The organism is Streptomyces sp. NPDC102437 (genome assembly GCF_044765565.1).
Lineage (GTDB): Bacteria > Actinomycetota > Actinomycetes > Streptomycetales > Streptomycetaceae > Streptomyces.
Window position 1 is genome coordinate 37,563 of record NZ_JBIWKI010000040.1, and the last position, 19,872, is coordinate 57,434.

The following is a 19,872-nucleotide window of genomic DNA, read 5'->3' on the forward strand; positions in this document are numbered from 1 at the left end:
TCCCCCTCCTACTCTGGCCCGGCGGCCGGTCGGTCCAGGTCGAGCAGTACGCGCAGGTTCTCCCCCGCCGCCCAGCGCAGGAGCTGGCCGCGGTCGACGAGCCGCACCCCGCTGCGTGCGGCCCATACGACCCGGTCCCGGGCGAATGAGCCGGAGGAAACGACCAGCAGCAGCGGCCCGGACCCCCCGGGATCCTCCTGCCCGTCGTCGTCCGGGGCCGCGCTCACCGGGCGCAGCGCGGCAGCAGCACGAGGCCCGTCCTGTCCCACCGTCTCGATGCCACGCTCGAAGGCACAGCCCATGCGCCGGCCGCTGGAATCGTTGCCGACCAGGTGCACCGTGCCCCGGTCGTTGGCCAGCACACCTCTGGCCGTCCACCCGTCGCGCCGCAGGAGCCGACCGACCATCCGGCGGAACTCGCGGTCGTCGGCCGCGTCGACATTGTCGAGCGTGAAACGCACCGCGCGGCGCCGGTTGCGGGCCACGACCTCCCGCCGGCGCAGCACCACCGCACGTATCCCGCACGCGATGACCGCCGCGGCGAGCAGCCCGGCCCACCAGCCGACCCGGCCCCACAGCCAGCCGACACTGAACAGCGGTAACCCGATGGCGAGCAGCAGCGTGGCGAATGCGGGCGCGATCTCCCACCAACGCGGCCCGTACTCGCCGCGCAGGATCACCTGCAGCTCCTCACTCTGCCGCCACGCGCGTCGAGTCCCCTCCGGAGACCGGCGCAGCCGCCACACGTCGCTCACCCCCACCACCACCCCCCTGCCGTGCTTACGACGTCTCATGTCATATCTGCCCGCCACGGCCCCGTACAGCTGCGCCGCCGCAGATCAGCCTCTGCGCTAACAACAAGCCCTTAACTCAGTTGCCAAGGAAACTCGGTTTCCGTGGTAACTCAGTTGCCGGATGGGTATCGTGGTGAGCATGACGACCGATGACATGGGCGCCCGCATCGACGCCTTCCTGCTGCAGCGGTTCGACCCCGCGTGGCACGACCCCACCGCCGACCAGGCCGCTCAGTGTCGCGCGCGCGTCGAGGACGCGGCCCTGGAACTGGTCCGCAGCATCTCGACCCGCGAGGCCCACCTGCGCGACCTGTCCCCCAACATCGCCGAGACGCTCGCCTTGTCGAACGGCGAGACGGCTGACTGGAACCTGGCAATGCTGCGAGCCCTGCGGCAGATCAGGACCGAGGCCGAGCGTCTCGGGAACGACCTCGCGGCCGACGCCGGCATGCACGGAGCCAACTACCCCGACCTCGGCGCCGCCTGGGGCATCACTCGCCAGGGCGCCCGCAAACGCTGGCCCCACGCGGTCAGCGCCCTCAACCCCGACGCCTACCGCGGCCGGGAACCCGTCACCGTCAACTTGTTCGGCGGCTCGGCCCGCATCAGCTTCCACCCCGACGACGGCGGATGGTGGTGGATCGCCACCGCAGCCAACGGGCAGACCGCCGAGGCCCCCGAGGGCCTCACGCACGACACCAGCGAGGAGGCGAGCGCCGCCGCCGGCGCCTTCCTCTCGGCGAACACCGCAACGGACGGAGCCACCGCGTGAGCACCCAGACCACCCCCCAGGAAGCCGGAGCGTTCGTACAGGCGCTCACCGAGCTGGCCTCCGAATACCCGACTGACCCCGAGGGCACCGCGCTCCTGACCGTCACGGTCACCGACCCGGCCACCGGCGAGCAACACCTGGTCCCCATCGAGCCCGGCCAGCTCGAATGGGTGACGCGCTTGGTGCGAGATGAGCTGGACACCTGCCGCAACGCGCACAGCGACGGCAGCGGGCACTGCGGCCACTGTCGGGGCACCGGCCTCGCAGGGGGAACGGGCGGCGCTGCCGCCGTCGAGCTGTCTACCGACGGGGCATCCGTGATGTCGGTCACACCGGCTTGTCCTGAGTGCGAGACCGCGACGGAGCCGATCTTGGTGGAGGGCGAAGACCTCTTCCGTTGCCTGGCACCCGGGTGCGGTCGGCGCACCTACGGCACCGGGGACGCGAACGACGACCAGGACCTTCCCTCGTACAGCGAGGTCGACGAGGACGGAGTCGTGGTCATCTACCACGGGACGGGTGAGCCGGATTTCGAGGCGACTGCGGAGTACCGCTCGCAGGACGGGCCCGACGAAGAGGACGGCCTGGACGACGAGGACCCGTATGACGACGGGCCCGGCCCGCTTGCCCCGCCGGCCGGGCCGATGGTTCGTGACGTCCGGGTGAAGGACCTGCCCGCCCTCGCGCTGGGTGGAGCGTGGGTGTGGATCTACGGGGACGAGCGGGGGTGGCGGTTCCTTGCCGATGCGGAGTACGACCCGGCCGCCGGGGAAACTTCGGTGACGCTCACGTACGGCGACGGCGATGTGGTGAACGAGGAGCCGTGGACGCAGGCTCGGCTGACCTACGAGCAGCCTGCCGACTTCCCCACCGCAGCCGGTCCGGCCCGGGTGGGGAACCAGTGAGCGCTCCGGGTGGGGAACGACTCACCGGTCTTCCCCACCCGGAGGGTGGGGAAGACGGCACGCTTCCCCACAGTGGGGAAGTCCCGAGCGGCGGGGAAGGGCCCGGGGATCTGGTCTCTTCCCCGGGCGGGGAAGGGGTGCCCTGGGGAACGCTGCTGGCGGATGGGGAAACCGTCGAGCGCTATCGGAGCCACGTACTCCGGCGCGGCCCGGACGACTGCTGGTGGTGGACCCACTCCCTCAGCGATACCGCCCACGGCACCTTCCGGGGAGGGTCGCGCACCACCAAGACGAGCCGCGTCGTCCTTGCTCACTTGTTCGGCTACCGCCTCTCGTACGGCGAAAACTCCATCCCCCGCGGCTTCGTCGTCCGCCACACCTGCGACGAGCCGCCGTGCCAGAACCCGGCCCACTGGATCCTCGGAACCCGGGGCGACAACAACCGCGACGCCGCCAGTCGCCGCAGGTTGGCGGGCCACGCGCTGACTGACGTACGGGGCGCAGCGGGCCGGGCGCGGGCGGTCCAGGCCGCCATCGCCGCCGCCGATCCTGACCGCCTGGGCGAGGCCATCGCCGCCGCCCTCGCCGAGGGCCACCCCAGCGGCGCCCACCAGGACGCCCTCTTCTGATCCGACGTGCCCGCGTCCGGTCCTGGACCAATTGGTCCAGGACCGGACGCGGGTGGGGAAGGCCCGGGCCGGGGAGCGAGGGTGCGGGGAAGTCGGATGGGGACGGGCGCGTGCGACTCGCGGCAGCATTCCCCACCCACGTGGTTTTCCGCCTCGCGCGGTCCGCGCACCGTCCGGTGGGCGGGGAACTTCCCTGCGGCCGGGCGGGCGGGGAACCGCACGGGTGGGGGAACTTCACCGGGGTCTCCCCGCTTCCCCGGCCTCGCCGAGTTCCCCGCTTCCCCACGTTCGTGCGGAGTTCCCCACGGTGGGGAAGCTCGCGGGTTCGTCGCTTCCCCAGCCGCCGGCGGGTCCGCCGAAGTTCCCCGGGCGCGGCCCGGCGGGTGGGGAATCGCTCCGTAGTCTCGTCACGCACCGTGTCGGCCGGGCCGGTTGGGTGGGGAACCCGGCCGCCGCGCAAGCGCGCCGGCCGGAGGGTGGAGGGGAACCGCGCAGGCGCCCGTCCTCGCGCCCGCCGCCTGGTAACAGTCGACCCCCACCGGGAAGCCCGGCGGGGGTCGAAGTCGTTGGTGCCGACCGTAGCGCAAGGGCGCGGCCGGTGGCCAGCGCGCCCGCCCCGTTCCGGCGACGACCGCCCGGTGGAGGCTTCCCCCAGCGCGCCCCAGGTGGTGGGCGCAGCCCTCAGCCGCCGAGCGGCACATTTCGGTACAACCTGTGCGCCGCGCCGAGCGCGCCAATGAAGGCCGGAGGCCAACGCAGCAGGAACCAGGACGGCCCTATCCCGCCGTTGTAGAACCCTTTTTTACCTCCTGCAGGACGAGGTAATCGGACCCCTTCTTTCCCCTTGATCAATTAGACCGAATGCAGACCGTAGAACTAGATGCACAGACCACAAGCCCTCACACCTATGCATCACGATCCAATGGGTGTTAATGATCTTGAAAATCGCCTACTCTGAGTCGCGATGCTTTCGATCTCCGCAGGTTCAGACCCCGCCTACCTCACCCGTGAGGTAGCGGCTGGTGCTGAGCACTACTACGCCCGGAGCGTGGACCTGCAGGGGGAGCCTCCCGGCTACTGGCTCGGCGTCGGTGCGACCGAGCTGGGCCTGGAGGGAACGGTCGACAACGAGGTCTTCACGGACCTGTACAAGGACTGGATCGACCCCCGGAAGCGCGACGAGATGCTGGAGCGTCTTGCGGCGATCCCCCACGAGGAGGGCACGCCGGAGTACGCCAAGGCCGAGAAGGCGATCCGGAAGGACGCCCGGCTGGGGAACGCCCCGAAGAACTATGAGAAGAGCTTCCAGCGGCGGTTCGAGGCTGCGCTGAGCGACGCCCAGGCGAAGACGCCGGGTGTCGAGCTGACCCCAGAGCGGGTCAAGGCCATCGAGCTGGACACCCGGAAGCACTCACCGTCAGCGACGCTGTACTACGACCTCACGTTCTCCGCGCCGAAGTCCTGGAGCGTCTACCACGCGAGCCTGCAGGTGAAGGCCGCGGAGTGCCGCAAGGCTGGCGACCTGGAAGGTGCCGAGCGGTACGCCGCCAAGGCGGACCGGGTCTGGGACGCCTGGAAAGTCGGCGTCAAGGCCGGTCTGGAGCACATGCAGGACGAGGCCGGCTACACCCGGCTGGGTCACCACGGGAAGAAGGTCGAGGGCCGTTCGACCGGCCGCTACGTCAAGGGCGAGGGCTTCATCGTCTCCGCCTGGGCCCAGCACACGAGCCGCGACGATGACCCGCAGCTCCACGTTCACGCCACGGTCCTGAACAAGATCAAGGCCGTCGAGATCGACCCGGTGACCGGCGAAGAGCGCGTGACCTGGGCATCGGTCGACGGCCACGCGCTGTGGGTGCACAAGCAGGAGGTGGGCCACCTTGCCGAGCGGATCGCCGAGCAGGAGCTGGAGCGCACCGAGGGCGTGCGTGTCATGACCCGCCCCGACGGCAAGGCCCGCGAGATCGTCGGCATCGACCAGGACCTGCGCGACGGGTTCTCCTCCCGCCGTGTCGCCATCAAGGCCGAGGTCGCCGAGGTCGCGAAGGCGTACGAGGAGCGGTACGGCACCGCCCCTTCCCCGTACGTGCTGGCCCGGATGTCCGAGGACGTCACGCTGCAGCAGCGGCAGGCGAAGAAGCACGACGCCGTCACCCGTGACCAGCTGCTCGACCGGTGGGAGGCGTTCAGCCAGGAGCGGTTCCGTGCCTCGCTGGCCAACGTCCCCGACCAGGTCGAGCACGAGTCCGCGCTGCACGACCTGCACCGCCCGTACACGGAGTTCGACCCCGAGCGCATCCAGCAGCGCGCCATCGCCGCGGTTCAGGAGCAAAAGGCGACGTGGCGCCGCCCGGACCTGATCGTCGAGCTGAACAGGCAGCTGCCGGACACGCTGGGCGGGATGGAGGCCCACGAGGTCCGTGACCTGCTCAACCGGCTCGCGGACGAGGCGCTGGACCCGGCCACCGACAACGGCGTGGTCTGCGCGACCGCGCCGCACCTGGTCGAGATCCCCGTCGAGCTGCAGCGCGCGGACGGCTCCTTCGTCTACGAGCCGGCCGACAACAACGTGAACCGGTTCGCGACCGAGCGCCACATCGCGACCGAGGAGCGGATGCGCACCTTCGCAGGCGAGCGCGGCGCCCCCACGGTGCCCAGCGAGCTGGTCGAGGCGGTCATCGAGCGGCGCGGGCTCAAGGGCAAGCAGGCCGATTTCGTCCGCAGCGCGGCGACGTCCGGCCGCAAGCTTGACCTGCTGATCGGCCCGGCCGGCGCGGGCAAGAGCTACACGCTTGCCGCGCTGACCGAGGTGTGGGAGGCGCACGAAGGCCGTCAGGTCATCGGTCTGGCCAGCGGTGAGCGCGCCGCCCAGGTCCTCGCCGACGAGGGCCTGACCAACGTCGCCAACATCTCCATGCTGCTCAAGAAGCACGACGACATGGCCGCGGGCAAGAACGTGCCCGACGCGGAGAAGTACCGCATCGCGCCCGGCACGCTGGTCATCGTCGACGAAGCGGGCATGACCAACACCCCGGACATGGACCGCGTCCGGGCCCTGGTCGAGTCGTACGGCGCGAAGATGATCGGCAGCGGTGACCACCACCAGCTCACGGCCGTGGGCGCGGGCGGGATGTTCGGCCAGCTCGCCGAGGAGATGCCCGGAGTGCACACGCTCGAAGAGGTGCGCCGCTTCCGCGACATCGACCCCGTCACCGGGGAGATGAAGGTCCGCGAGTGGGAGGCCACGGCGTCGCTGCAGCTGCGCGAGGGCGACGGCGAGGCGCTGGCCCAGTACGAGCTGCACGGCCGGTTCCGGGGCGGCAGCGCCGAGGAGATGACGGAGCGCGCCTACCAGGGATGGGTCACCGACCAGCTGGCCGGGCGTAACCCGCTGCTGGTCGCGCCGGACAACGAAACGGCCGCCGAACTCTCCGCCCGCGCCCGCGCCGACCTGGTCCGCGCCGGCTTCGTCGAGGAGGACGGTGTCGCCCTGCGCACTGGGCAGCAGTACGGCGTCGAGACCAAGGCCGGCCGCGGTGACGTCATCCAGATGCGCCGCAACGACCGGAAGATCGAGGGTGAGAGCGGCCAGTTCGCCACCAACCGGCTGACCGCCACGGTCACTGGGATCAGTGACAACGGCTCCCTGATGGTGCAGCTGGAGGACGGATCGCGGATGCACCTTCCCGCGGCCTACGTCCAGACGCACGTCGAGCTGGCCTACGCGTCCACCGTGCACGGCGCGCAGGGCCGTACGGTCGGGCCCTGCCACTCGCTGGTCGACGAGCAGACCACCCGCGAGGCCCTGTACGTCAGCCTCACCCGAGGCCAGGACGGGAACTGGGCCTACGTCATTACTCACCGGGACGGCGACGGGATCAAGGAGGAGGACGTCCCGCACTACCTCTCGACGCTGGACCAGACGCTGCAGCGCTCCGGCTCGCAGCAGACCGCCACCCAGGCCATCGCGGGCGAACTGGAGCGCCGCGAACACCTCGCGGCGCTGGAGCCGGTGTGGTCCGGGGTCAAGGACCAGGATGCCGAGACGCGGTACGGCAAGGCGTTGCTTGACGCGCTGGGCCCGGAGGACTACGCCCGGGTCAGCAGTGGCGAGGCGTACGGCTCCCTGATGCGGCTGGCCCGCACCGTCGAGGAGCGCGGTTTCGACGCCGAGGACCTGCTGGTGCGCACCGCCAGGTCTCGTGAGCTGGAGACCGCCGACGACGCCAGTAAGGCGATGCACCACCGCCTCAAGAACGCCTACAACCTGGTCGAGCGCGACCAGATCCGCGCGGAGAGGGCAGAGCAGCGCGAAGCCCTCGCCGCCCAGGAGCAGACGATCGACGCTGCCATCGAGGCCGGGCAGGCGACCGCCAGCCCGGAGGAGCTCAAGCAGCTGCTCGACGCTGCGGACGAGGCCGCCCGGGTGCACCCGCACCAGGACGAACTGCTGCAGCAGACCCTCGCCACCCAGATGGGCACGGAAGTCCTGTGCGCCGTGGCCGACGAGGAGGCCCGCCAGCAGCAGGAGACGGCCGTCATCGAGGCCGCAGCCGCCGAGCCCGCCGACCAGGACCAGCTGCAGCAGCTGGTCGACACCCCCGTGCCCGAGACGAACACCCAGGCCAACGACACGCTCAACACGGAACTGCTGCTGCGCCAGTCGTTCGCCTTCCAGGTCGAGGCGGAGGTCCTGCACGCCGGACAGGACAACGAGGTCAAGCAGCGCCAGGCCACCGAGCGCGAGGCGCAGATGGAGGCCATGGACTCCTACCAGGCCCGTACGCCGGAGCTCGACGGAGACCTGGGCCGGTTCATGGGCGAGTGGGCCGAGCTGATGGACCAGCGCACTGAGCGGCTGGGCCAGCGCGTTGCGGAGCAGCAGCCGGAATGGGCGATCGTCCGCCTGGGGCCCGTCCCCGAGGACCCGACCAAGCGGGCCGACTGGGAGCTGCGCGCCGGCCGCATCGAGCGGTACCGCGAGGCGCACTCCTTCGACAAGGAAGCCGACGCCATCGGCCAGGCTCCGCCGGACGGAGCGGTCGAGGCGCGTGCCGACTGGGAGCGGGCACGGCGTGCCCTTGGCGTGCCGGAGGAACTCGCCGACATCTCCCGCGCGAGCGAGGAGAGCCTGCGCCAGTCCGTCGAGCGTGCGGAGCGCGAGGAGGAGTGGGCGCCGCCGTACGTCGCCGACGACATGAAGAAGTCGTTCGGGGCGGCCCGGGACTACGAGGACCAGGCCGTGCAGATGGAGCTGCGTGCCCAGGAGCAGGCGGAGAAGGAAGCGGCCGAGCACGAGGAGCGGGTCAACAAGACCATGTACGAGGTGCAGACTGCAGGCGGCTACAACGAGCACCAGCAGGCCCTCGCTCAGTCCATGGCTCTCCAGCAGGTGCCCACTCTCCAGGCCGAGATCGACCCGAGCGAGCTGGTGCGCGACACCCTCGACCGGGCTGAGACCAGCCGGGACATCGCGGAGACGATGGCCGACCGCGCACGGCAGTACCAGGAGGTCCACGAGACCCGCGAGAAGTGGGTCGCCGAGACCCAGCAGGTCCGCGAAGAGGCCGATTACGCCCGGATCGAGCTGGAGCGCCGCAACCCCGTCGTCGCGCCGGAGACTGCTGAGCCGGAGTCGATCCCGGCCCCCGCGCCGGCCCCGCAGCCCTCCGCTGAGCAGGAGTTGCTGGAGGCGATGGAACAGGCGCGCCAGGCGCAGCAGATCCTGGAACAGCGCGCTCAGCAGCGGGAGCAGGAAGCCCAGCGGGAGCGCGAGGCACAGCCGAAGGCCGAGGAGATCGACCGCGAGCGCCGCGACAGCGGTATGAACTTCGAGGCCGAGTACGAGCGGATCGGCCGGGAGCTGGCTATCGCCGGGTATGACTACGGGCAGGACCTCGATGTCGAGCCGGCGGGCAGCAGCCCGGCCGCGCCCGAGCCGGCGACTGCCCCGGCCCCCGCGCCAGCCCCGGAGCCGCCCGCTCCCGCTGCTCCGGACATCGACATCGACATCGAGATGTAGGCCCCGGGCCAGCGGTCAACCCGCTGGCCCGCACCATTTCCTGGCTCTGTGTCGCAGGAGCCCGCTACCTTGACGGACATGGCCGAGACATCGTGGTGGAACCGGGGCGGCCCGCAGCCGCCGGCCCAGCCGACCCAGGAGCCCGCGGCGCAGGACCTGCCGCCGCGCGTCGCGCGGTCGCGCAGTGAGCTGGAGAAGCTCCGAGATGACGCGCTGGCTTCGCAGTCGCTGCAGCCGGGCGACGTACGGATGATCTGGGTGTCTCCTGATGGTGTGGCGAGCGCGCTGGAGGCCATCATCCACACCACCCGATGGCTGCTCGGTGAGCGAGAGTGGGCCCCGATCTCCCGGGAGCTGTACCCGTACCCCGACCTCCCGGTCCCGCTGATCCGTACGCACGCCGTGGACGCGATCTACGGCTACAAGTGGACGGACACGTCCGAGTGGTACGCCGGCGGAGTGAAGCGCACCGTGGACTGGGCAACGGCGGCCGGCACCGAGGACCGCCCCATTTTCGAGTGACCGCCCAGAGTGCCCGACCATGCCGAAGCCCGCCCGGATCGGATCCGGGCGGGCTTCGGTGGTGCTCAGGTCAGACCGTGGCGCCTTCCGGCTCCTCGTTGTCCTGGTGTTCCGCCTGGTTGGGGACCGGCACGGCGGGCCACGGTGCCCGGTCGGTAGCCCGCTTGAGTTCGCTGGACAGCGTGCGTAGTGCGGTGACCAGCTCGCGGTACTGGTCGTGCTCCCCTTCGTCGATGGCGCCCTCGAACGTGGCGCGCTTGATCGCCTTGCGTGCCGCCTTGAGGTCGACGAGTGCCTGCGTCAGCGAGTCCAGGTGCGGAGTCTCGACGACTTCCGCGTCCTGGACATCGTCGGCCGGCTCCCCGTCTTCCCCTTCGTTCGATTCCGTCTCGAACGAGTCCGGACCAATTGGTCCGGCGAAGAAGGCCCGCGCCCACTCGGTCAGGACGGCCTCGCGTTCCTCGGGGCCGGCGGGCAGCTCGGTGCTCTCGTCCTCGATGACGTCGCGGAACTCCTCCAGGACTTTCGCGGTGACCTTCTGCCCCGTCTCCTTGGCAACGGCCTCGACGGTGACGTACATGTCCCGGGCGAGGTCCTGGGGCAGCGTCATGTCGCCCCGGGCCTGGATCAGCCCGCGGATCTGCCCCTCGTTCGGGGCCTCTCCCGTTCGCGCGGCGATGGCCAGGGCCAGCGGTGAACCAGCTACCCAGCGACGGGCCTGACGCGGCACGACCTCCGGCACCAGGTCCGCCACATATGCCTCCAGGGTGGGGTGCGTGCGGCGGAACCACTTGCCTCGCGCGGCGGCAGCGATGCCCTGGCCGATGACCCAGACCGCCGCTTTCCCCGCTGCGTGGGCCGTCCTGATGACGTCCTCGGTCTGGCCTTTCTGGATCTTCTCCGTGTCGCTCAGCTCCGAGGTGTCGTCATCTTCGACGGGGGCGATGTCCTCCAGCTTCGGCAGCGAGGCGGAGAGGGCAATTACGGAGGCAGCCGGATCCACGGCCAGCTCGACATCGGTCGGGCCGTCGAGCAGGGCGTCCGTGCGCTCCGAGACGCCGCTCTTTTCCTCGCCGCTGAGACTCGCGAACGCGTCATCGTCAACGTCCTGGTTGCGCATGCTCAGCCCACCTTCTGCTCGGGTGCGACGAGGAGGTCCGCCGCACGGTCGTAGTCGAGAACCGGCTTTTCGCCCGGCGCGCACATACGCATCGGACGCTTTGCCAGAGAAGCCCAGCCCGCCTGTGTGGACTCCCGCGCCGGGACGATCAGGGCATCGGGGAATGCCTTGAACATCGCGTTGCCGATCTTGCGGCAAAGCTTGTCCTTCTTGAAGTCGGTGAAGATGATCGCGCGTACCTGCAGTTGCGGGTTGAGCCGCTTCCTGACACTGCGGATCGTCTCCAGGACGGATCCTGTGCCCTCGACTTCCAGGCCGCCGTCCTGGATGGCGATGATGGCGTCCTGGGCGGCCACCAGCGCGGCGACGGTGAGTTTCCCGAGGTTGGGGCCCGAGTCGATGATGGTGATGTCCCAGTCGCCTTCATCGGCGCGCAGAGAGTCACGCAGCAGGCTTTCCGGACTGAGGACCTTGGTGGGAGGGGCGTTCTCCACGTCGTTCAGGTCGGGCTCGGAGGGCACGAGGTAGAGCCCCTTGTAGATGGTGGGGTACGTCGCCTCAGCCAGTGTGGCCTTGCCGTAGAAGACGTCCCGCAGAGTGAGGCGGGGCCCGTCTGCCGGGTAACACGTTTCCTTGAGCCATACCGTCAACCCGGCTTTCTGGGGATCGGCGTCGATCAGCCGGACCCGCCGGCCGCGCGCAACCCAGGCGAGGGCCAACTCCAACGACGTGATGGTCTTCCCCACGCCTCCCTTCTGGTTGGCGACCACGATGACCCGGGGGAGGGCAGCGGGCCGGAAGGTGGCAGGGACGACGATGCCGGGCCGCCACTGGTGGAACGGCGTGCTGGTGTCCCATTCGGTGACGATGTCGAGGAATTCGAGATCCACATCGAGCATCGGCACAGGTACTGTCTGGGCTTGCAGTGCAGTCATAGCCCGGACCGTACCGGGTGCACACGCAACAGCGGCCCGCTCCGTCTGATGACGGGGCGGGCCGCTCGTTGACGGCGGATCAACCGCGGTTTCTGTCGGGTTGGTGCCTACTCGCTGCTCTTCTTCTCCGGGTCCGGCCGCCGGGCGATGTCCGCTTCCTTCCACTCCGTCAGCCCGTGGTCGGCGAAGTCGTCGTAAGTGAGCCCGTCATCGTCCGTGATGACATGCACCGGCTCGCGCAGACTCTCGCTGACGTACCCGCAGTCCTTGAGCTCTTCCTTCATGTACTTCTCGATGGCCGGCCACCACCGGGTGTGCCACTCCGCGGCCCGGGTCGGCGGCGCGGTTTTCTCGTACGACCAGTGCCAGTAGGCGCACAGCCACGTCAGCTGGATACGCAGCTGACGGTGGCGGTACCAGCAGGGCCGCCAGACGTCCCCGGCGTAGACCGGCAGCAGGACCTTGCCGCACCACGTCAGCAGCCATTCCCACAGCTCCCGGCACTGTTTCTTGTCGAGGTTGGTCCAGTCCGGGGCCGTGCCGGGGCCCTCCGGTTCTTCCGCTTCCTCGGGTTCGGCCTGCAACTCCTGGACGGCTACGGCGAGGTCACCGATGACCTTGCGCAGCCCGGTGATGGCGTCGCCGAACTCCTGACCTTCCAGGGTCTCCAGCCGTGTGATGGCGTCTTCCAGACCGGAGTTGAGAGTCGTTCGGGTCTCCGAGAGGTCCCGGGCCAGGGCGAGGAGCATGTCCCCCGGTTCGAGCTTCATCAGAAGTCCCCCATCTCGTCAGCGCTGCGCCGACGCCGGGTGGGCCGGGCCGGGCCGGTGGGCTCGCTCGGTCCGGCGGTGCCGGTGCCCCGCAGTTGCGCGGGCTCCGTCGTTGCCCCGGACTCCTGAACGGGCGAGGTCTGCTCCGGCACCAGGTGGGCCGTCGGCTCGAACTCGGGTTTCGTCGGCAGCGGCTGGGGTGCGGGCGGCTCGACTACCTCGCCGGGCACGACCCGCAGGTGGTCACGCGGGCCGGGGAAGCCACCGGTGTTCCAGCCGCTGGCCGCCGGGTCCGCCGTCCACGGGCTGGCGTCCTCTGCTGCAGGGGCCGACGGTGCCCAGGGCTCTTCGGGCTGCGGTCCCCACACGTCCGGAGCCGGAGCGTCCGTCCACGGGCTGGCATCCGGGGCCGCGGGCGCCGTGGCGAGCTTGCGCTTGCGCGCCTTGAGTTCGGCCTTGGCCCCCTTCTTGTTGTCCCGTGCGATGTTCTTGACGTCCTTGCGGTCCCACACCGGGGTGTAGGTCGCGACGACCGGACCGCCGAGGTACTTGCGGAACATCAAGATCTCGCCCGGGTCGAGATACATGATGTCGGACATCGTCATGGTCGGCTTTTCCACCCAGGTGTAGGAGGAGGACCGGTTGAAGGTGGCGTTCGGGCCCCCCGAGTTCGATTCCGACTGGCTTTCCTGCTTGACCCGCTTCAGGCCGGTCAGCCGGGACAGCGAGTCGAGGTGTTCGTCGTTGCTCAGGCCGCCGAGGACCAGCTTCACGCAGTTGTCCCAGATAGTCTGATAGGCGAACTTCCCGTACCGCTCGTAGATCTGCGCCGGGGACTGGAACACTGCGTGGATCGTGATGCCGATGCCCCGGCTGTCAGCGGTCCAACGCTGCAGCGGCACGCTGCAGATCAGCGCCGCCTCATCCAGTACGAACGTCATCGGCGGGTCCAGCCGGCCGCCGCGCGAGCGGGACGCCATCGCCCGCGCCCCCGCGTACACCTCGCTGGTGAGGCAGGTGAACAGCGGGCCCATGCCGCCGACGTCGCTGTCGTTGCCGAGCATGTAGAGCGTGTCCCGCGAGCGCAGGTACGCCTCGGTGTCGAACTGTGCGTTGGGCCGGTGGGCCGACAGGATCACCTGCTGGATGTCAGGGGAGTCGAGGAACATGAACGTCTGGCTCAGCGTGCCGAAAACGTTCTCCAGCGTCGTCGCCTTGCCGTCGACCTTCTGCTGCTGCTCCAGGTCGTCCTGCCAGCCGCGGGGGGCGATGTCCGAGTGTTTCTTGAAGATCTCGATCGCTTCATAGCGGTGCGGCTGCTTCGACCACCGGGCCACGTCGATCAGCGTCAGCCCCTCGACGTCGGCGGCCCACATGAACGCCTTGAGCACCCGGTACGAGCTGGAGGTCCAGAAGTTCCGGTTCTCCATGCCCTTGGTGAAATCGGAGCCCTCCAGCAGGGACTTGGCCCGCCGCTTGGAGCGCTCGACGCCGAGCTGCGGGTCGGAGCAGCCGATGACCGGATCCCAGGCAATGTTCGAAGACCGGTCGGCCAGACCTTCCGGGTTCCAGATCAGGATGTTGCCGACCTGGGCCCGGATCGCTTCGGTCAGCTCGACGATGTCGTACTTCGAGCTGGTCGCCAGCACCGCGCCCACCGCGTCCAGCAGCCAGTTGCCCAGCTTGGCCGTTTTGCCCCCGCCCATCGGGGCGATCATCAGGGAGGATTCCTCGATCGACGCGTACAGGTGCAGGCCGGTCTTGCGGTCGCGCCCGATGTAGAAGCCGACGGCGCTGGTCGGCACCTTCCGGGCGGGAACATCCGCGAGACTGGGCCGCAGCACCCCGCGCTTCTTGACCAGCGGGCCGCGCGTCATCTGCTTCTTGAGCCGCTTCTTGTCCGCGAAACCGTCGGTCCCGCGGCCGAAGTCCATGTTCGTCATGTACATGTAGCCCGCGCCGGCCAGTCCGACCGTCATTCCGGTCGCCAGGAGGGGCTGCGCGGCAAAGAATGAGCCGACGCTGTTGGCCAGGTTCCCGAGGACTGTGCCGACGATGTCTCCTGCGTCGGAGGGACTGTCAGCGGGGGTGACAACCTCTCCGGCCGCGAGGAACGTGGTGGGTACGGCGAACGCCGTGACGCGCACTCCTGGCCCCCGCCAAATGCGCGCCTCGTTGAACAGCGGGCTCCGAGGTTCCTGCATTTTCCGGCCAGCCGCTGCTGCGGAGTCGTCCGAGGTCGAGTCGGGCTGGATGCTGGCCTTACTGTTGTTCTCCACGAAGGTCTCCTTCGTCAGGGCCCCGGTGCTGTAGCCGCCAAGCTCAGATAGCACCGGGGCCACTCCTGTCTGTATACGTTCCTGCACTGACAAGCGCGCCATAGTTACCGCCGATCGTTACGCACCTACAGCGCACGGGTGCGCAGCTTCCCCGCCAGGCGGGATGACCTGCGCAGACTGCCCGCCGCACCGGACACCTTCGTGTTCGGTCCGCCAATCCTGCGGAACCGGGCCTGTGGACAGCGGATCACTCCCCGGTCCCCTGCTCGTACTCGGCGAGCAGGTCGTCGGAGATGTGCGTCCTGCGGACCGTGTCGAACTTGAGGGTCTCGCCGCTCGCTTCGACGATCGCCTGGGCCAGCGGACGTCCCCGCAGTGCCTTGGTCTGATCGGACAGGCCCCGGTAGATCTCAGCTACCTGGGCGCGAGTGTTGCCGCTGCGGCTGGGCCGTACCGGCTGCTCCTCGTTCGGGGCATCGTCGACCTTGGCCTGCACGCGCGCCGGGCCAGTTCCTCGGGCCGGGGCAACAGGTTCCGACTGCTGAGGAATCGACGCGGCCGTCTTCTCGGTTACGAGCGGCTCCGGCTCGACGCGCGGAGCGGGCTCCGGGTGGCCGACCGGCTCGACGTACTGCCGAGCAGCGACGGGCTGCTCGGGCTCTACGTACGGTGCCGGGTCCGGCTTGATCAGCTCGACGGGTTCCGGACGTTGCACGACCGGCTCTGTGTAAGGGGTGGTGACCGGGTCGCCGTAGCGGTGCTCCGGCCCGTACGGTTCGGCCGGCACTGGGGCGCTGACCGCCGGGCCGTACACCTCGGTGTTGTACCGCTCAACGAGGGCCTGCAGGCCCGTCGGCCCCTGGACGCTGCGCCCGTAGACGCCTGCCAGATGGGTGCTCAGCTGGTCCGCGGTGGGGAAGCCCCCGTACTGCGAGACGTACTGGTGGAACGCCACGTAGTGCTGCTCCGGGGTCAGTTCCTCGATCTGCGGCGCGACCGGCTGCTCCGGAGCCTGCTCGACGGCCGGCAGTTCCGCAACGGCCGGGCTTTCCTCTGCCTCCTCCGGCTGTTCGACCGTGTCCTCGACGATGTCCGCGTCCACGATCGTGTCGTCGTCAGTCGCAGGAAGCTCGCGCAGGGCGCGGGGACGCAGCAGCTCGATGTCGATCTGGATTCCCACGCTTTCCAGCGCGGGGGGCCCGGTCTTCCACAGCGGGATGCCGTACGCCGCGAGCCGCAGCGGCATCATCACCTCGTCCGGTGCCTTCCTCTTCCAGTTCCGGCCGTACCGCGCCTGCAGCTTGGCGCGGTACACAAGGCGTGCCTGCTCGGCGGAGATGGCTTCGTCGTATGTCCGCAGCTCCCACAGCTTCATCCGCCGCCACAGTTTGAACGTGGGGACGGGGGAGAGCAGCCAGCGGGTGAGCCGGACTTTCTCCATGTGCTGGTCGGCGACGATGTCCGCCGCGCGGCCGACCGCGTGCCGGGCCGCTTCGACGACGATGACGAACAGCAGCGGGATCACTGCGTGCATTCCGGCAGCCAGTACGTCTCGCCAGTCCCACGGCCCGTTGGTCGGCCAGGCGCTGGCCGCGTTGAAGGCGATGGTGGCGAGCGTCAGCAGCCACGCGATGTACCGCAGCGGCGAGAACGGCATCCGCAGCCAGGTCAGCATCAGATCGAGGCCGAGCAGCACGCCGATTCCCGCGTCCACGCCGATCGGCAGGACGTAGGAGAACCAGCCGAAGCCCAGGTCGTCCGCGAGCTTCTGTACCGCGTCGTAGGAGCCGGAGAACCCGATCCCCGCCATGAGCACGGTGCCCACGACGATGAAGGTGACGGCCCGGCGAAGGGGGCCCGGCTGCTTGAGCTGCTTCCACGACGGCGCTTGTGCCGTCTGGGCGGCTACCGCTGGACCGGGTGGCCCGGCAGCCGTGGCCTGGGGGTGGCGCATGTAGGTCAACTCCCGTTTCTGGTCAGGCGTTGCGGCGGGTGAGGTATTCGTCCAGGGCTGCGTCGACCAGGTCCTGCAGATTGATGTCGTGGCCGGCGGAGTACAACTTGGCGCGCCTGCGGACGGATACGCGGACACGGGCGGAGAAGTTGGCGCGCTCCTCGGACTCGGGGGTCTGAGGCTCCTGCGGCTCGCTCTGCTGCGGCACGGTGACTCCTGATGTGGGTCGTTCCAATGTTGCGAGCACCCTATGACCTTTCGTTGGCTTCCCTGCTTGCCCGACAACTGTACTGCCAGGAATCATGCTTGCCAACATTCCAGCAATTGGGAATCCATGGATGTTGACAATCTGGCTAGGGGGGAGGTTAATGGAAGAGCGAGAGGGGCCCCGGCGGCTTGCAGGCCCCGGAACCCCTCTCCAGCCAGGGCTTGCAGGCCCTGGATTCAGCCTCCGGACAGGCGTTGCAACCGCCTTCCGGATCGGGACACCCCTAGTTGGAGGGATCTCCGTGCGTAATTCTCTCAGCTTCATCCCCGGCGCCACGGTCACGGTCGACGACCTGCCCGCACTGCGTCTGTCGCCGGAGGGCCAGCCGGCCCTTCCGCTGATCTCCGATCCGCGCCTCGTGGTCGTCGGCCGGTTCGGCCCGAAGTGCCGCGACTGCCGCGACTTCGAGCGCGTCGTCACCCGTACCGGAGTCGCGATCTGCGGCAACCCCGTGCACGAGCCCCGGACCCCGCTGCCGGTCCGCCCGCAGCCGCACGAGCGCGACGGCCGCCAGGAGCCGCCCACCGAGCCGGTCCGCCCCCACTCGCGCCTCACCGCGCTCGTCGGCTGACCGCCATGGCCGCCACCATCCAGGACCCGGCCGCGTCCGCCGCACTGCGCCGCGCCCAGGAGGCCGCCGCTGACGCTCAGCGCGCCGCCGCCCGCCGCGCCGCCATCGAGGCGAGCCGGAAGACCGGGTCGCCCCAGAACGGCTGATCAGCCCTCTACTGCTGGCCCCCGGGCGGAGAAGGCCCAGCCCCCGCCCGGGGCCGGCATCCCCTCACTCTTCTGCGGAGGACGCTGTGCGCTCCAGTCTGACCATCACTCTCGCCACGTATCTGTTCGCCGCTCAGGTCCGCATCGACATCGCGGACCCGGAGCAGACCATCAAGACCATCAGCGAGATCGCTGACCGCCTCGGCCCCGAGGGCGAGGCCGTCGTGCTGTCCGAGACCGCCCACGAGTACGGCGAGCACCCCGAGCTGGCCGCGGCCCGTATGCGGAAGTGCCTGCAGGCCGTTACGGCCATCCGGGCCGACCTGCCGCTGCCCCGCACGGCGGTGTCCCTGTGAACATCACCCGCGAGCACAAGGCCGCCTGGACCGCGGTGTTCCTTTCCGTGCTGACCACGATCCTGCTCCTCGACATCCAGGCCGGGGCCGGGAACATCATCGGCGCCGCGGTCATCACCTACACCCTCACCGTCGTCGGCATCGCGATCAAGTTCCCCCTGGACCCGGTCCAGGTCGTCAAGTCCACCGGCCGCGGCGCCGTCATCATCGCGGTCCTGCTCGTCCTCCTGCTCAGCAGCATCGGACGGTCTCTCGCGGGGGTGTTCGGCTGATGCGCGCCTTGACTGTCCGCCAGCCGTGGGCCGGAGCCATCGCCTACGCGGGCAAGAACATCGAGAACCGGGTTCAGCGCTGGTCGTACCGAGGTCCCGTCCTGATTCACTCGGGCGCGACGATCGACAGGGCCGCGAGGAAGCACCCGCCGCTGGCCGCCGTGATCCGCGGGCTGCAACTGGACCAGCGCGCCGTGATCGCCGTCGCCCGGATCGTCGACTGCCACGCCGACGACGGGGAGTGCACCCCGTGGTCCCTGCCCGGCCACTACCACTACGTCCTCACGGACGTGACCCCCCTGCCCTTGCCTGTCCCCCACGAGCGGGGCCAGCTGGGGCTGTGGATCCCGCCGGCCGAACTGGTCGCCCGGGTCCGCCTGCAGCTCGACGACGGCACCGCCGCCCGCCTGCTCGACGAGGAGGGCTTCTGATGGCCCGCCGCACGATGCAGCAGACGCGCACCGCCACCCACCGGCCGGCCGTCAGGCGCCGCCGCTTCCGCCACGACGGGTACACCGCAGTCGACCTTTTCAGCGGCTTCGGCGGACTCACCAAGGGCATTGAGGACGCTGGCTTCGACACGATCATGGCCGCGAACCACAAGCGGTACAAGGTCGAGGTCCACGAAGCGAACCACCCCCAGGCCGAACACTGGATCGCCGACCTGGTCAACCCCGAGTCCTCCGACTACCACTCCGCCCGCGACCTCCCCCCGGCTGACCTCTTGGCCGCCGGAGTCAGCTGCGTCAACCACTCGCTTGCCAACACGAACAGGGCGTACGAGCAGGGCCTGGCACTGTTCGAGCTGGAAGACCCCGACTACGAGGAGCGTGTCACCCGTTCCGAGCGGGACCGGGCCACCGCGACCTGCGTCCTGCAGTACGCCGGCAAGCACCACCCGCGGCTCATCCTCGTTGAGTGCACCACCCAGCTCACCTCATGGGGGCCCGCGCTCCCGGGGCGCCAGAAGGTCGGGGACGGCTCGACCTACCGGTGGTGGCTCAACCAGTTCGATCTGCTCGGCTACCGGCACAAGGTCCTGTACCTCAACAGCCAGTTCTTCGGCGTTCCGCAGTCCCGGGACCGCGGTTACTGGGTGTTCGTCGACAAGTCCCTGCCGATGCCTGACCTGGAGCACCGCCCGGTGTCGCACTGCGGGCGCTGCGACAAGGACATCGAGGCGGTCTGGACGTGGAAGACCGGCATCCCGCCGAGCGGCACCGTGACGTACGGCAAGCAGTACGAGTACCGGTGCCCTTCCTGCCGCCGCCCCGTCGTGCCGCCGATGACGCCGTCGCTGGCCGCGCTCGACCTCACCAATCTCGGCACGCGCATCGGCGACAAGCCGGTCAAGACGTTCAAGGACGGGTTCGTCGGGCCGCTCGCACGGTCGTCGATGGCCCGTGCGGAACGGTGCCGGCGGCGTTTCGCCGACTTCCCCGCGATCCTCATGCCGGCGAAGTGAACCGCCCCGGTTTCAGTAGAGGCTCGATTTCATGAAAGGATCGAGTCATGGCACGGCCTTCCCGATACCCGCTTGAGCTCCGCCGTCGTGCG

Annotated in this window: 18 protein-coding genes; 11 read left to right on the plus strand and 7 right to left on the minus strand. The window is 69.5% G+C overall.

Annotated elements, in window-relative coordinates; genetic code table 11:
- Window positions 1-8 precede the first annotated feature (8 nt).
- The gene (locus ACIRJP_RS33960) at window positions 9-680 is read right to left on the minus strand and encodes a hypothetical protein (RefSeq protein ID WP_404182718.1); all 672 of its coding nucleotides are present in this window, start codon (window positions 678-680) and stop codon (window positions 9-11) included.
- A gap of 253 nt (window positions 681-933) precedes the next feature.
- Between ACIRJP_RS33960 and ACIRJP_RS33965 the strand changes: the two genes are divergently transcribed.
- The 5 genes from ACIRJP_RS33965 to ACIRJP_RS33985 all read left to right on the plus strand — a co-directional run bounded on the left by ACIRJP_RS33965 (window position 934) and on the right by ACIRJP_RS33985 (window position 9,644).
- Window positions 934-1,566, plus strand: coding sequence for a hypothetical protein (locus ACIRJP_RS33965; RefSeq protein ID WP_404182721.1), 633 nt, complete (start codon window positions 934-936; stop codon window positions 1,564-1,566).
- Window positions 1,563-2,471, plus strand: a complete 909-nt coding sequence (locus ACIRJP_RS33970) for a hypothetical protein (protein ID WP_404182724.1) — start codon at window positions 1,563-1,565, stop codon at window positions 2,469-2,471. The genes ACIRJP_RS33965 and ACIRJP_RS33970 overlap by 4 nt, the downstream gene beginning before the upstream one ends.
- Before the next feature lie 137 nt (window positions 2,472-2,608).
- Window positions 2,609-3,100 carry an HNH endonuclease gene (locus ACIRJP_RS33975; RefSeq protein ID WP_404182727.1) on the plus strand — a complete coding sequence of 164 codons (492 nt, stop codon included), beginning with the start codon at window positions 2,609-2,611 and terminating at the stop codon, window positions 3,098-3,100.
- Window positions 3,101-4,064: 964 nt separating this feature from the next.
- Window positions 4,065-9,122 carry a MobF family relaxase gene (gene mobF / locus ACIRJP_RS33980; RefSeq protein ID WP_404182730.1) on the plus strand — a complete coding sequence of 1,686 codons (5,058 nt, stop codon included), beginning with the start codon at window positions 4,065-4,067 and terminating at the stop codon, window positions 9,120-9,122.
- A 78-nt stretch (window positions 9,123-9,200) separates the two neighbouring features.
- A complete protein-coding gene (locus ACIRJP_RS33985; protein WP_404182733.1) occupies window positions 9,201-9,644 on the plus strand; it encodes a hypothetical protein in 444 nt (147 codons plus the stop codon).
- A gap of 70 nt (window positions 9,645-9,714) precedes the next feature.
- Here the strand turns inward: ACIRJP_RS33985 and ACIRJP_RS33990 are convergent, their stop codons facing one another.
- The 6 genes from ACIRJP_RS33990 to ACIRJP_RS34015 form a co-directional block, all read right to left on the minus strand.
- Window positions 9,715-10,764, minus strand: coding sequence for a hypothetical protein (locus ACIRJP_RS33990; RefSeq protein ID WP_404182735.1), 1,050 nt, complete (start codon window positions 10,762-10,764; stop codon window positions 9,715-9,717).
- A 2-nt stretch (window positions 10,765-10,766) separates the two neighbouring features.
- On the minus strand, window positions 10,767-11,699 hold the full coding sequence (locus ACIRJP_RS33995) for a ParA family protein (RefSeq protein ID WP_404182738.1): 933 nt from the start codon (window positions 11,697-11,699) through the stop codon (window positions 10,767-10,769).
- A gap of 107 nt (window positions 11,700-11,806) precedes the next feature.
- Window positions 11,807-12,469: a hypothetical protein gene (locus tag ACIRJP_RS34000; RefSeq protein WP_404182741.1), complete on the minus strand. Its 663-nt coding sequence runs from the start codon at window positions 12,467-12,469 to the stop codon at window positions 11,807-11,809.
- A complete protein-coding gene (locus ACIRJP_RS34005) occupies window positions 12,469-14,802 on the minus strand; it encodes a TraM recognition domain-containing protein (RefSeq protein WP_404182744.1) in 2,334 nt (777 codons plus the stop codon). Before ACIRJP_RS34005 ends, ACIRJP_RS34000 begins: the two co-directional genes overlap by 1 nt.
- 193 nt (window positions 14,803-14,995) lie before the next feature.
- Window positions 14,996-16,702: a DUF2637 domain-containing protein gene (locus tag ACIRJP_RS34010; RefSeq protein WP_404182747.1), complete on the minus strand. Its 1,707-nt coding sequence runs from the start codon at window positions 16,700-16,702 to the stop codon at window positions 14,996-14,998.
- 22 nt (window positions 16,703-16,724) lie between these two features.
- Complete coding sequence (locus ACIRJP_RS34015; protein ID WP_404182750.1) at window positions 16,725-16,910, minus strand: hypothetical protein; 186 nt, start codon at window positions 16,908-16,910, stop codon at window positions 16,725-16,727.
- Between the two features lie 301 nt (window positions 16,911-17,211).
- Here ACIRJP_RS34015 and ACIRJP_RS34020 point away from each other — a divergent pair, with 301 nt between their 5' ends.
- The 6 genes from ACIRJP_RS34020 (at window position 17,212) to ACIRJP_RS34045 (ending at window position 19,780) form a co-directional block, all read left to right on the plus strand.
- The gene (locus ACIRJP_RS34020) at window positions 17,212-17,541 is read left to right on the plus strand and encodes a hypothetical protein (RefSeq protein ID WP_404182753.1); all 330 of its coding nucleotides are present in this window, start codon (window positions 17,212-17,214) and stop codon (window positions 17,539-17,541) included.
- Window positions 17,542-17,546: 5 nt separating this feature from the next.
- Window positions 17,547-17,687: a hypothetical protein gene (locus tag ACIRJP_RS34025; RefSeq protein WP_404182756.1), complete on the plus strand. Its 141-nt coding sequence runs from the start codon at window positions 17,547-17,549 to the stop codon at window positions 17,685-17,687.
- A gap of 86 nt (window positions 17,688-17,773) precedes the next feature.
- Entirely contained in the window at window positions 17,774-18,043 is a 270-nt protein-coding gene (locus tag ACIRJP_RS34030) for a hypothetical protein (RefSeq protein ID WP_404182759.1), read from the plus strand.
- Complete coding sequence (locus tag ACIRJP_RS34035) at window positions 18,040-18,315, plus strand: hypothetical protein (RefSeq protein ID WP_404182762.1); 276 nt, start codon at window positions 18,040-18,042, stop codon at window positions 18,313-18,315. The genes ACIRJP_RS34030 and ACIRJP_RS34035 overlap by 4 nt, the downstream gene beginning before the upstream one ends.
- Complete coding sequence (locus ACIRJP_RS34040; RefSeq protein WP_404182765.1) at window positions 18,315-18,746, plus strand: hypothetical protein; 432 nt, start codon at window positions 18,315-18,317, stop codon at window positions 18,744-18,746. The genes ACIRJP_RS34035 and ACIRJP_RS34040 overlap by 1 nt, the downstream gene beginning before the upstream one ends.
- Entirely contained in the window at window positions 18,746-19,780 is a 1,035-nt protein-coding gene (locus ACIRJP_RS34045) for a DNA cytosine methyltransferase (protein WP_404182768.1), read from the plus strand. Before ACIRJP_RS34040 ends, ACIRJP_RS34045 begins: the two co-directional genes overlap by 1 nt.
- Window positions 19,781-19,872: the final 92 nt, after the last annotated feature.

Excerpts from the sequence above, each read along its gene's own strand:
- mobF (WP_404182730.1), top strand. The coding sequence starts at position 4,065 with ATGCTTTCGATCTCCGCAGGTTCAGACCCCGCCTACCTCACCCGTGAG.
- ACIRJP_RS33965 (WP_404182721.1), top strand. The coding sequence starts at position 934 with ATGACGACCGATGACATGGGCGCCCGCATCGACGCCTTCCTGCTGCAG.
- ACIRJP_RS33990 (WP_404182735.1), bottom strand. The coding sequence starts at position 10,764 with ATGCGCAACCAGGACGTTGACGATGACGCGTTCGCGAGTCTCAGCGGC.
- ACIRJP_RS34025 (WP_404182756.1), top strand. The coding sequence starts at position 17,547 with ATGGCCGCCACCATCCAGGACCCGGCCGCGTCCGCCGCACTGCGCCGC.
- ACIRJP_RS34045 (WP_404182768.1), top strand. The coding sequence starts at position 18,746 with ATGGCCCGCCGCACGATGCAGCAGACGCGCACCGCCACCCACCGGCCG.
- ACIRJP_RS33995 (WP_404182738.1), bottom strand. The coding sequence starts at position 11,699 with ATGACTGCACTGCAAGCCCAGACAGTACCTGTGCCGATGCTCGATGTG.
- ACIRJP_RS33985 (WP_404182733.1), top strand. The coding sequence starts at position 9,201 with ATGGCCGAGACATCGTGGTGGAACCGGGGCGGCCCGCAGCCGCCGGCC.
- ACIRJP_RS34000 (WP_404182741.1), bottom strand. The coding sequence starts at position 12,469 with ATGAAGCTCGAACCGGGGGACATGCTCCTCGCCCTGGCCCGGGACCTC.
- ACIRJP_RS34010 (WP_404182747.1), bottom strand. The coding sequence starts at position 16,702 with ATGCGCCACCCCCAGGCCACGGCTGCCGGGCCACCCGGTCCAGCGGTA.
- ACIRJP_RS34040 (WP_404182765.1), top strand. The coding sequence starts at position 18,315 with ATGCGCGCCTTGACTGTCCGCCAGCCGTGGGCCGGAGCCATCGCCTAC.